Raw genomic sequence first — 12564 nt, forward strand, 5'->3', positions numbered from 1 at the left:
TGCAGTTAAATAACCGAATAGTTACCATGGAAATAGTAACAACGTGGCTTAATTATACCATTTTAGAAAACCCCGTCCGAAACCTATTGTGGTTTGTGGGAATTATTGGATTAGGCATTTTGATCAAACGCGGGCTTTCTTTCACGATCAGTCGCACCATTTATCGATTTATTAAAAGTGAATCCGGTAAAATTCCTTTGGCTGAATTTGTTCGGCTCACACGTCGCCCGTTCGAATTGCTTATTACGCTGATGATGATTTTTTGGGCGTTCAGCCATTTAACGGTACCCAAACAATGGGCATGGGTTTCAGCGGATAAATTTGGTTGGTTGATGCTCATAGAACGTCTGTTTTTTACTCTTCTGGCAGGTGCCATTGGCTGGTTGGGCATTCGATTAATTAAATTTATCTCCCTGATTTTCAAACAAAAAGCAGCTGAAACTCCCACACCGCTCGATGACCAGTTGGTTCCTTTCTTCAAAGACATTACCATCATTGTCTGGACGTTGACCTGTTTCTTTTTCATGCTTCACAAAATTTACGAGGTCAACGTATGGGCATTGATCACAAGTTTGGGAATTGGGGGGTTGGTGATTGCATTGGCCGCCCGTGAGACCCTCGAAAATTTAATCGCTTCCGTGGCTATCATGCTTGAGCGGCCTTTTGTTATTGGCGATTCTATTGTATTAGACAAAATTTCGGGAGAGATAGAGCAAATTGGATTTCGCAGCACACGCGTTCGTTCGGACGACGGGAGTTTGATCACCGTTCCCAATCGTCTTATGACCACGCAAGCCCTTGAAAATGTGACACAACGTAGCTATCGGCGGGCAAAATACTACGTACGTTTATCCTTTGAAACGCCCCCTGAAACGCTCACCAATATTATCAATGCCATTCGTCTCCATTTAGAAGAAAACTATTTGACCAATTCCAAAACACCTACGGTTCGTTTGGAAAATTTGGCAGAAAATTCACTGGATATCGTAGTTATTTATCACGTTCATACTTCTATTTGGCGAGTGTATATGGAAACAAAAGAAGAAATTAACTTCAGGATCATTGAAATTGTGCGCGAATACGGCGCTACCTTTGCGTATCCAAGTCGAAATTTGTTCATTAAAGAAAGCATTGATAATTTTCGCGAAAACGTGTGAAGTTAAGCATACAAAAACCAAATTTATGAAACAGTCTATTGCATTATTTCTCGTATTTACGAGCGCTTATGCCTTTGGTCAATCCATAACCATCAGTCCAAATAATGTTGAAAAACATATTTCATTTCTGGCTTCCGATGAATTAAAGGGAAGAGGAACAGGGACTAAAGACGAGCAAAAAGCCGCTCAATACATTGCCGGTTATTTTAATGAATTAGGCTTACAACCGAAAGGAACCAACGGTTTTGAGCAACCTTTCAAAGCCAACCTTGATACCATACACGTATTGGACGCCCGCAATGTGGTAGGCTATCTGGACAATGGCGCTGACCGTACCATTGTGATCGGAGCGCACTACGATCATTTAGGTGAAGGCTATCAGCGCGGTTCACTGGACCCGGACGCGAAAGGGAAAATCCACAACGGTGCCGACGATAACGCCTCAGGCGTGGCGGGAGTATTGGAATTGGCGCGCTATTACGCCAAAAACGGCGTCAAAGAAAACCACAACTTTCTTTTCATCTGTTTCTCAGCCGAAGAATTGGGGTTGATAGGTTCGAAATACTTCGCCAATAATCCCACCATCGACCTCTCAAAAGTGAACTTCATGCTCAACTTTGACATGATCGGGCGTTTTGACCCTACCAAACCCATTACCATTGGCGGTTGGGGAACCAGTCCAACATGGGGGCAAGTAATTCCGCCGGTAATGGAGCGTGAGAAAATGGCCTTTAAAATTGACTCCTCAGGGGCCGGCGCTTCTGACCATACGTCTTTCTATACCAAACGAATTCCTGTTTTATTTTACTTTACAGGCGTTCATTCCGATTATCACCGGCCGAGCGACGACATTGCCCTTATCAATTTTGCGGGTGAGGCTCAGATTCTGAACGCCGTTACAGCGACCGTTAATGCATTGGACAAACTTCCCAATCGCCTCGAATACCGCGAAACGGCCATGCCAATGGCACGTAACGCCAGCTTTAAAGTAACAATGGGATTATTGTTGGATTACTCATTCAATGGTCCGGGCATTAAAGTAGACGGTGTTTCCAAAGGGCGCCCCGCCGAACATGCCGGCATCAAAGGCGGTGACCTTATTTTGCGTTTGGGCAATTACACCCTGAATACCATTTACGATTATATGGGCGCATTGGGCAAATACGAAAAGGGCCAAACTATAGATGCGGAAATCCAACGAAGCAATGAAAAATTGACCGTAAAAGTGACTTTTTAGGAATGAAACCACGCGTTAAGATTTGCTGTATCAGTAGCTTATTGGAAGCCAAATTGGCCATTGAAGCCGGCGCTTCGGCGCTGGGTCTGGTCGGAAATATGCCCAGCGGTCCGGGCGTTATTTCTGATGAACTGATTGCACAAATTGCGAAAGCGGTCCCTCCGCCCGTCGCTACTTTTCTGCTTACGAGCGAAACCACGCCCGAAGCCATTATTGCCCATCATCAACGGGTTCATACAACTACGGTTCAGATCGTTGATGCCTTATCAGAAGGAAGTTATCAGCAAATCCGCGAAGCACTTCCGGGTGTTAAATTGGTGCAGGTAATACACGTGATCGATGAAAAAACAGTAGAAGAAGCTGTACTGGCCGCCGAATTTGTTGACGCCATTTTATTGGACAGTGGCAACCCGAATCTGAAAATCAAAGAATTAGGTGGAACAGGGCGCGTACACAATTGGGCCATCAGTCGCAAAATACGCGAAAGTATTCCCGTTCCGCTGTTTTTAGCAGGAGGCCTGAATGTTGATAATGTGAGGGAAGCGATTGAAACCGTAGAGCCTTTCGGACTGGATCTATGCAGCAGTGTGCGTACCAATGGTCAATTAGACAGTGCCAAACTTGAAGCATTCTTTGCTGCTATTGGGTGATGATAAATTGGAACGCTGATTTTTATGATTAACATAACTAATCTTCAAAATCATAAAAATCAGCGTTCTATCAATAGTGGTTAAAACAATTTCTCATTTGGCGGTTTGATGCCTTTCAAGCGAATGTAAATGGTTGTTTGTCCACGGTGGTGCGTTTGGTGTTCAAAGCATTTTGCAAAGATCATTTCACGGGTCATATCACGGCCGGCAAATTTTGCGGTTTCACCTAATTGCGCATCAGTGAGTCCTTTTAAGCCATTGATGGCAAAATCATAACTGTCCAACACCGTCTTCATTACCTGTTCTTTTGTGCCGGTAGCCGCTGCTTTTTCAGCTGCTCCGCGCTCAAGCGGGCTTGCTTTACCCGTTGCGGCCGCTGTAAAGCCATAATTAGCGTCGGCAAGGTGCATCATTTGTTCGGCAAACGAACGAATCTCAGGAGTAGGTTTTAATTTATATCCATCTTCAGGCATGGCGTCCAAATACTCTTTGGTGTATGCCTTGGCACGTTCCCATTCGGCAACTGCCTGTGCTACATTGGCCGAGGGTTTTGAGGTAGCATTGACCATCAAATACATGGCAAGCAATCCAACTACTGCGAATAATTGTTTCATACTATTGAAAATTAAGGTTGTGAAGGAAACCGATACAAATGATTTTAAAGCAAATCACTTGTATCCAAAGGCATGAGTATTTTAAGTATACTCTTATTGAATGCCTTGGATTGCATCGATCAGCCATTTGTTGTCATTGTTGATCAAGGTTACCAACGCTGCCTTTTGACCGAACATCCAAAAATCAAACGTCGCTTTTGTGGGGGTTTGCGATACAGGTCTTAACGAAAATTTTTCTTCAAAATCCTGAGCCTGTAAAATTGGGTCGTACCCGCCTTCATTGTCTTTTTCCATTTTTTTAAAAAAAACGGTCAGGCGTTTTTGAAACGCGGGGGTTAGGTCTGAACGTTTGACCACTTGCCGCCATCCAAGGGCGACTCCTTTGGTCAGATACCATTTGTAGAAATCCTGCGCGGCTTGAGCGGCAGTTGGGGTTTGAGCATTCAATGAATGCCATCCAAACCCAATGAGGATCAGTAAAAAGAATGATTTTTTCATACGTCAAGAGTTAGGTTAAGGAACATAACAAATGTAATACTCTAAAACCATAAGTTGAACAAACAGGCATAAAAACTTCTTTTACCAATTGCTGCCGGCTCCGCCGCCGCCCGAACTTCCTCCTCCCCAACTGCTACTGCTGCCTGAAGAGCTACTTGAACTGCTGCTTGAGCCACTGCTGCTACTGCCGGAACTGCTCCATGAACTGCTGCTGTGGGAAGACGAGGAAGAACGTGGGGTAAGTTTCTCAATCTTTACCATAATTTCCTGCCGATAATTACAGGCTTTGCATTCATTCACTACCATCTTTTTTCCTTCAACTTCTGCCGTGGCAGGTCTAACGGTTTGCTCACTGCGTATGTATGCACGGGAAGCGCACTTTGGACAGAGCGTGTATTGTGTAAGTCCTAATCTTGGATAGCCAATGGCTTCAACATGCCCATTGGAACACTCCCAAACATCATAATCAACGGTTTTGAGGTCTTCTTCCACTTTTTGATATGCATTGAGACGGGTTTTATCATTTGTTTTGGTCAATGGCTCGTTATCGTTTTTACATGTACGCGGGTGGTTTCGAATAAAATCCAATTCTTTCAATGCGTCTTTTCTTCGTTGAAAAAAAGGGATCGGGAAAAACAGTACTTTCCAAAACGAATGATGATACAGTTCATCCAAGTGCGTCCAACGTTCCGGCTCATTCAACGAGCCATACAATTTTTGAAAAATACGATTTGAAGTACGGGAACGCTCCAAAAACATCAAAAGAGCATACACGTACAGACATGTATAAAAGGCGATATCATTCAAAAGGTTATCAAATAAAAGAATCCCGAAAAATATACCGACAGGAATAAAAAAGTATAAACCAAACAACCGAAACAGGCGATAACCCAGTGGTATTTGTTTAAAAATGGCCTTTTTAGTGGTATTCTTACTGTTAACAATGCCACGGATAATTGCCACGATCAAAAATAGGAATGGATAGACAAACAGTACATCGACCAAATCTTCAATGGTATAATTAGGATTGGCCGGCACTGCCTTAGCTTTGTACTTAGACTCGTCGTATACTTCTTCTTTGGATTCGGGCAGTTGCACTATTTGCACCACTGCTTTTACCCCTTCCAGTAAAGCTTGATCATAATCACCCTTTTTCGCGTAAGGCACCATTCGTTCGGTTTGAATTCGGTGACAGATCGCATCGGGCAGCACGCCTTCCAATCCATAGCCTGTTTCAAACTCAATGCGCCGTTGGTCTTTGACCACCAAAATCAACAAACCATTGTCTTTTTTTTGATAACCTATTCCCCATTTCTTAAACAAGTCATGTGCAAAATCTTTAGGTACGACCTGGCCAATAGAATTAACAAACACAACCGCCACCTGCGCCGTGGTAGAATCTTCCAATGCAGCCAATAGATGATTGATCTCAGTAACCGTTTTTTCCGATAAAAGCCCGTCGGGGTTACTCACAAACCGCGAACTTGGAATACTCTTCGGGTCAGGAACAGTTTCAATCGTGTATATCTTTTGAGCAAACGATTGGTAAGCCACCAATCCCAGCAACATAAGCACATAAAAGAATTTCATTGGACAAGAGGCAAGATAGAATTGTACGAAAATAGAAGATAAGCGCCATCAAATCCAAAAGGATTATTTCTCGGTATTTTTTTGCTTTGAAGTAAGGGAAAATACTTTTTGGGTTGTCTTGAACAAAAAAAAGGATAAAAAACGTTATATACCCGGTACTATTAAATTCTGACAAGCTATGAAAACGCGCATAACACTTTTTGTAACCGTATTGGCGCTCACTGCAATGTTGAGCAGCTGTTTTTATTCAGGTGGTTATCGTGGCGGCTACGGCCGTGACTATTACGGTTCCCGCTATTATGCCCCTCGCCCTTACGTACGTGTAGTGCCTCCACCAATGGTGGTTCGCCCGCGAGTGTATGCTAACCCGCCACGCTATTCACACCGCCAACGGTATGAAAGTCGCAATTACAATCGCCACGGACGTGGAAGAGGTCGTTGGTAAAACAAACGTTGTTTTTTTATAAATTTGCAGTTTATAAGCGGATTCACCCTTTAATTCCATACAAAATGAAGCGTAGTATTTTGTTGCTTTTGTTCATTAGCCTTTTGCAATTTGAGGCTCCCGCTGCGGAAGTAAAAGTGGCGGCAAACAAAAAAGCGACCGTAGAGGCCGCTTCTGAGCAATCTTCGTACCGTAAACGCAAGCGTAATCGGCAACGTAAAGGTTTTTTGGGTGGGATCTTCCGCAAACGCAACGCCTGCGACTGCCCAAAACATTAAAATTAGTATAGAGGAGTCAGTAGCGAGGAGGTAGAGATAAAGTATTCTCACTCCCGGCTTCTGACTCCTTTTTTCTTACGCCATCTCCATTTCTTTCGAATTGCGTTTACGTTCGTTTTCGTCCAAATATATTTTACGAATACGAAGCGTGAGCGGCGTTACTTCCAAATATTCATCCTTTTGGATGTATTCCATTGATTCTTCCAGAGAGAAATTGATTTTAGGTGCAATACGTACGTTGTCGTCCGTACCTGAAGCACGCATGTTGGTCAACTTCTTGGTTTCCTGCAAGTTTACCACAATATCTCCCGGGCGGCTATGCTCACCGATCACCATTCCCATGTACAGCTCTTCGCTTGGATCCACAAAGAATCTTCCGCGTTCCTGCAAACGGTCTAAGGCGTAAGGAGTAGCGACTCCGGTTCCTTTAGAGATAATTGAACCATTGATACGTCCCGGAATAGCACCTTTGTGGGGCTCATAGGATTTGAAACGGTGTGAAAGTACTGCTTCTCCCTGCGTAGCCGTCAGTACATTGGAACGTAAACCGATCAAACCGCGTGAAGGAATATTAAACTCCAAGTGTTGCAGATCGCCGCGCGGCTCCATAACGAGCAGGTCGCCTTTGCGTTGGGTAACCAATTCAATTACTTTTCCGGCTGATTCTTCGGGAACATCTACTACAAGAATTTCAATGGGCTCAAGACGTTCGCCTTTTTCGCCTTCCTTAAAGATCACCTGTGGCTGACCTACCTGCAATTCGTATCCTTCGCGACGCATGGTTTCGATCAACACCGACAAGTGAAGAATACCGCGTCCGAATACCATAAATTTATCCTCGCTACCCATTGATTCAACGCGTAAGGCAAGGTTTTTTTCCATTTCTTTGAACAGACGTTCACGTAAGTGACGTGAAGTCACAAATTTACCTTCTTTGCCGAAAAACGGTGAGTTGTTGATGGTAAACAACATGTTCATCGTTGGCTCGTCTACTGAGATACGAGGCAGCGGCTCAGGATTTTCGAACAGGGTGATGGTATCACCGATCTCGAAATCTTCCAAACCGGTAATGGCACAAATATCGCCCGAAGAAACTTCCGTTACTTTTTGACGACCTAAGCCTTCAAACACCTGCAATTCTTTTACACGAGCCCGTTTTACGCTTCCGTCTGATTTGCAAAGACCCAATTGAGCACCTTCTTTGAAGGTTCCGCGATGTACGCGACCGATGGCAATACGTCCTACAAAAGAACTGTAATCCAAGGAAGTGATCTGCATTTGCGGATCGCCTTCGTTGTTAGGTGCCGGTGGAATATGTTCAACGATCACATCCAATAAATACGAAATATCTTCAGTGGGTTTATCCCAATCAGGACCCATCCATCCTTGTTTTGACGAACCGAAAACCGTTGGAAAATCCAATTGCTCATCGTTTGCCTCAAGGTTGAACATCAAGTCAAACACAGCTTCATGTACTTCGTCAGGGCGGCAGTTTGGTTTGTCTACTTTATTGACAACCAACACAACTTTTAAACCTAATTGTAAGGCTTTGCCTAATACAAAGCGCGTTTGCGGCATAGGTCCTTCAAAAGCATCGACCAGAATGACGACACCGTCGGCCATTTTAAGTACGCGCTCTACCTCACCTCCAAAGTCGGAGTGACCCGGGGTATCAATAATGTTGATTTTTACGTCTTTATAGCGTACCGATACGTTTTTAGAGACAATCGTAATACCTCGTTCACGTTCGAGGTCGTTGCTGTCCAGGATGAGGTCATCAAACTGTTGATTCTCTCTAAACAGTTTAGAATAGTGGATAAACTTATCCACCAATGTGGTTTTACCGTGGTCAACGTGCGCAATGATGGCAATGTTGCGGATGCTTTGCATTTGAGTTGTTTGTTAACTGTTGATAGCTAATCGAATCGATTAAAACGTAGTATACTAACGAAAAATCATTCACATTTAGCTTGTCTCCTAAAAGACCCGCAAAGGTACGACTATTTTATGACAAAACACAGATGAATCCTATACTCTGTGTTCACATTAGTAAAATATGGCAGTTTTTTATCGGAATAATTCAATTTTATATACTGATAATTAATTATCCTTAACACCTTTATATGAAAGTTTGTGATTGGGATACTTCTGAAAGGATAACAAACTGTTATTTAATCGTTTATTTTTGTAAACAATCACCTATCTATACCCCAAAAGCCACCATTATTATGAATGCAATTATCCGCTACCTCACTAACTTTTTTTCACCTTCAAATCCTTCTGACAATCAGCAACCGGCAGGTAGTATTATAGCTGACAAAAATTTTAAAAATGCTTTGATCAGATCAGGGATCATTGATATAAACGATAAAACCATCTCCGTAGAACGGGTCGAAAAAGTGACGCAATTGAATGTTGCCGATCAGGATATTCGGAGCCTCAACGGCATCGAAGCGTTTGTTAATTTACAGGAATTAGATTGTTCAAAGAATCAACTGACAACGTTGAATGTAAATACACTTACCGCTTTAACAACGCTTGCCTGCAACACCAATAAGTTAAGCCGTTTAGACCTCAGCAGTAATGCACTATTGGAAAAACTCAATTGCGACGAAAATGAACTGACTACGCTGGAAGTAAGCTCTCTGGCTGCTTTAAAAGAACTCCGGTGCGGGTCTAATGCCCTTCAAACCTTAGATGTTTATAACAATACCGAGTTGGTCGTACTGCATTGTTATGAAAACCAACTTCAAACCATAGAGATAAGCAACAATGCCGCCATAACCATATTGTGGTGTGATGAAAATCAATTGCAAACGTTGGATACAAATAACAATCCGGCGTTGATCGAATTGGAATGCTTTCATAATCAGTTAACCTCCTTGGACTTGAGTAAGAATACGGCACTTGAAATCATCAATTGCAGTGAAAATCAGTTGCATAGCTTAGACATAAGCAAGAACATATCTCTGGAAAATCTTAACTGCCGAGACAACCTTCTATCTTCTTTGGATACGACTTTAAATAAAAAACTGGATAGTCTTTATTGTGACAGTAATGAACTGATAGCTTTGGATGTAAGCAAAAATACCGCTCTGCAACTGTTAACTTGCACTAACAATAAACTCCAAACGATTTTTGTAAGCACACTTTCTCAACCCAAAGAAGAATGGGTAAAAGATGAAAGCACCGCTTATGATGTTCTAAAGTAGAATAAAAGCATTGCTCTAAAGGTATTTTTTCACCCTTGCCAACATGGCCTCTACTTTCACTTTCGGATCGCCGGCACCGAGGGTTTCAATAGGAATAAAACCTTGGTATTGAGATGCTTTAATGAGATCGATCACCCTCCCCAAATCGGTATCAACCTCTTGGCCGTTTACATATATCCGCTCTTTCAACTGCCAGTTAACGGCATACTTAATGGTACGTTCGATTTCTTTGTAAGGGTCACCGATGCGATAACTTCCCGTATCGAGAATAAGCCCAAACCACTCCGAAGGAATCGCTTCAAACAACGGAATTACTTGGTCGGCGGTTTGGATAAAATCGTAATGATTTTGAAAGCCGATGATCACGCCGTTTTGTTTGCCGTATTCAACACACGTTTCAATGTCTTTCAGCATCCAATCGGTGATTTGCTCGCGCGGAATTCCTTCATTTTTTTGCGTTCCTGAAAAAATACGCAACACCGGCGCACCCAGTTTTGCGGCCACTTCTACCCAGTTTTTAACCAGTTGAACTTCTTTCTTCCGTTTTTCTTTGTCAGCAATCGTAAAATCATTTCTAACACCCGTCCCGCTGATCTCCAACCCCTGCCGAAAAGCACGTCGTTTAACGTGAAAGATGGTTTCGTTGGAAGGAACATTCGGATAGCCATCAAAATAATAACCTGTAATATCTACGCCATCAAATCCAACGCCGGCACAAAAATCAATGAGATCGTCTAAGTTCATCGACTTATTCATCAGCGGCGCGTTGAATGAATACGCATTCAGACCGGTTTTGAGCTTCCTGTTTTTTAACGATAAATGTGCGGCCGTACCTGGACTCGGAAGTGTCGCCAATGATATACCGGCCAATGCTTTAAGAAATGTTCTGCGGTGTGATTGAACGTTCATAGTTTTACGATAAAATTCATGCTGAACCTTTTGATTTTATTCTACTTTTGTCAAAACAACACTCGTCATCTAAAATACTGTATGAAAACATTCTTATCCCTTCTGATCGCACTTTTTTGGACACATTACAGCTACACCCAAACCCCCAATTTTGTTAAAGACAACTTCGAAAAATGGGACCGTCAGATCACCATGCGCGACGGCATCAAGCTTTATACGGTCATTTATATACCAAAAGATAAGAGCCGGCAGTACCCGATTCTGATGGAGCGTACCCCTTACTCGGCGGGACCATACGGCGAAGCCAACTATGCCGATAACGGCCCCGGTCCGAGCAAGCTTTTATCGGAAGAAAAGTACATTTTTGTAACCCAGGATGTGCGCGGGCGGTATATGAGCGAAGGAAAATTTGAAGAAATGACCCCGCACAAATTCAACAAAAAAACACCCAAAGACACTGACGAAAGCACCGATACGTACGATACGGTGGAATGGTTGCTGAAAAATATACCGCAAAACAACGGCCGCGTTGGCATTACCGGCATTTCATACCCGGGCTTTTACGCTTCCGCAGCCTTGCCTGACGCCCATCCCGCTATTAAAGCCGTATCGCCGCAAGCACCTGTAACGGATGAATTTGTGGGCGATGATGCCCGCCACAACGGCGCATTTTTCCTGCTCGACAACTTTAATTTTCTCAGTTATTTTGACGCACAGCCCGACAAACCTGTCCAAAACTATAATGGGCTTTTCAGCAACCGCACCAAAGATGCGTATGATTTTTTCCTGAAACTTGGCCCACTCAAAAATGCCAACGGCGAAAAGTTCTTCAACAATAAAGGGCGCATTTGGAACGAGTATCTTCAACATGAAACTTATGACGACTATTGGAAATCGCGCAACATTCGTCCGGCGCTGAAAAACGTCAAGCCCGCTACACTCGTGGTAGGCGGTTGGTTTGATGCCGAAGACCTTTTCGGTGCATTGCGCACGTACGAAGCCATTGAAAAACAAACGCCTGTTAACAAAAATCAATTGGTCATGGGCCCTTGGACGCACGGTGCCTGGTCACGGCCCGAGTGGACAGAATTCGGCACCTTAAACTTTGGCGCAAATACCTCCAAGTATTTTCAGGAAGAACTGGAACTTAAGTTCTTCAATTATTACCTGAAAGACAAAGGGCAATGGACCGCCGCCGAAGCGACTCTTTTCAATACCGCCACGAACGAATGGAAAACCTTTGAGACATGGCCCCCAAAGAACGGTGAAAAGAAAGAACTTCACTTTCAGGCTAACGGAAAACTGTCATGGAATGACACCGTTGAAAAAGACGGTTTTGACGAATACGTGAGCGATCCTGCCAAGCCTGTTCCGTATACTGATGGGATTTTTGCCCGCAGAAATAATCAATACGTCGTTGAAGATCAACGTTTTGCGGCGCGTCGTCCGGATGTACTTTCGTATGAAACCGAGGCACTTACCGAAGATGTAACCTTTGCCGGCCCCATGACGGCGCATTTCTTTGCTTCCACCACGGGAACCGATGCCGATTTTATTGTAAAACTGATCGATGTTTTACCGGATGAAACCCCCAATCCAACCCCAAATCCTAAGAATTTAACGATGGCGGGTTATCAACGATTGGTACGGGCCGAAGTTTTACGCGGCAAATTCCGCAACAGTTTCGAAAAGCCTGAACCTTTTGTGCCGAATCAGGTTACGGATGTAAAAGTACGCATGCCGGATATATTACATACGTTCAAAAAAGGGCATAAGATCATGGTACAGATTCAAAGCTCGTGGTTTCCGTTGGTAGATCGTAACCCTCAAAAGTTTATGTCTATTCCGGAAGCCGACGAAAAAGATTTTCAGAAAGCAACGATTCGCATTTACCACAGCAGTCAGCACGACTCGCATTTGCACGTTGGAACGGTGAAGTAATTGCCTCCAATGAAAAGCACGGGACAACGTCTC

General features: G+C 43.5%; 12 protein-coding genes. 7 read left to right on the plus strand and 5 right to left on the minus strand.

The features are described 5' to 3' along the window. The first annotated feature begins 26 nt into the window (after positions 1–26). From ACQY73_RS05070 to ACQY73_RS05080, 3 genes are read left to right on the plus strand one after another with little or no spacing between them, the layout of a single operon-like run. The gene (locus tag ACQY73_RS05070) at positions 27–1157 is read left to right on the plus strand and encodes a mechanosensitive ion channel family protein (RefSeq protein WP_428662345.1); all 1131 of its coding nucleotides are present in this window, start codon (positions 27–29) and stop codon (positions 1155–1157) included. A 25-nt stretch (positions 1158–1182) separates the two neighbouring features. Then, entirely contained in the window at positions 1183–2394 is a 1212-nt protein-coding gene (locus ACQY73_RS05075; protein WP_428662348.1) for a M20/M25/M40 family metallo-hydrolase, read from the plus strand. Between the two features lie 2 nt (positions 2395–2396). Further along, complete coding sequence (locus ACQY73_RS05080; RefSeq protein WP_428662351.1) at positions 2397–3044, plus strand: phosphoribosylanthranilate isomerase; 648 nt, start codon at positions 2397–2399, stop codon at positions 3042–3044. Between the two features lie 80 nt (positions 3045–3124). Here the strand turns inward: ACQY73_RS05080 and ACQY73_RS05085 are convergent, their stop codons facing one another. The 3 genes from ACQY73_RS05085 to ACQY73_RS05095 form a co-directional block, all read right to left on the minus strand. Then, positions 3125–3658, minus strand: coding sequence for a DinB family protein (locus tag ACQY73_RS05085; RefSeq protein ID WP_428662354.1), 534 nt, complete (start codon positions 3656–3658; stop codon positions 3125–3127). A 93-nt stretch (positions 3659–3751) separates the two neighbouring features. After that, positions 3752–4156, minus strand: a complete 405-nt coding sequence (locus ACQY73_RS05090; protein WP_428662356.1) for a hypothetical protein — start codon at positions 4154–4156, stop codon at positions 3752–3754. An 81-nt stretch (positions 4157–4237) separates the two neighbouring features. Further along, positions 4238–5746 carry a TPM domain-containing protein gene (locus tag ACQY73_RS05095; RefSeq protein ID WP_428662359.1) on the minus strand — a complete coding sequence of 503 codons (1509 nt, stop codon included), beginning with the start codon at positions 5744–5746 and terminating at the stop codon, positions 4238–4240. A gap of 178 nt (positions 5747–5924) precedes the next feature. Here ACQY73_RS05095 and ACQY73_RS05100 point away from each other — a divergent pair, with 178 nt between their 5' ends. Together ACQY73_RS05100 and ACQY73_RS05105 are read left to right on the plus strand one after the other, a co-directional pair. Continuing rightward, complete coding sequence (locus ACQY73_RS05100) at positions 5925–6191, plus strand: hypothetical protein (RefSeq protein ID WP_428662362.1); 267 nt, start codon at positions 5925–5927, stop codon at positions 6189–6191. Positions 6192–6256: 65 nt separating this feature from the next. Next, positions 6257–6469 carry a hypothetical protein gene (locus ACQY73_RS05105; RefSeq protein WP_428662365.1) on the plus strand — a complete coding sequence of 71 codons (213 nt, stop codon included), beginning with the start codon at positions 6257–6259 and terminating at the stop codon, positions 6467–6469. A 75-nt stretch (positions 6470–6544) separates the two neighbouring features. Here ACQY73_RS05105 and typA read toward each other — a convergent pair whose 3' ends face one another. Further along, a complete protein-coding gene (typA, locus tag ACQY73_RS05110) occupies positions 6545–8359 on the minus strand; it encodes a translational GTPase TypA (protein WP_428662368.1) in 1815 nt (604 codons plus the stop codon). Between the two features lie 338 nt (positions 8360–8697). Here typA and ACQY73_RS05115 point away from each other — a divergent pair, with 338 nt between their 5' ends. After that, entirely contained in the window at positions 8698–9681 is a 984-nt protein-coding gene (locus tag ACQY73_RS05115) for a hypothetical protein (RefSeq protein WP_428662370.1), read from the plus strand. A gap of 15 nt (positions 9682–9696) precedes the next feature. Here ACQY73_RS05115 and ACQY73_RS05120 read toward each other — a convergent pair whose 3' ends face one another. Beyond that, positions 9697–10590 (minus strand): sugar phosphate isomerase/epimerase family protein, encoded by an 894-nt coding sequence (locus tag ACQY73_RS05120; RefSeq protein ID WP_428662373.1) that lies wholly within the window; start codon positions 10588–10590, stop codon positions 9697–9699. Between the two features lie 81 nt (positions 10591–10671). On the opposite strand from ACQY73_RS05120, the gene ACQY73_RS05125 reads away from it, so the two are divergent. Further along, positions 10672–12531, plus strand: a complete 1860-nt coding sequence (locus ACQY73_RS05125; RefSeq protein WP_428662375.1) for a CocE/NonD family hydrolase — start codon at positions 10672–10674, stop codon at positions 12529–12531. The last annotated feature ends 33 nt before the right edge of the window (positions 12532–12564 follow it).

It is taken from the genome of Runella sp. (assembly GCF_965279615.1).
Lineage (GTDB): Bacteria > Bacteroidota > Bacteroidia > Cytophagales > Spirosomataceae > Runella.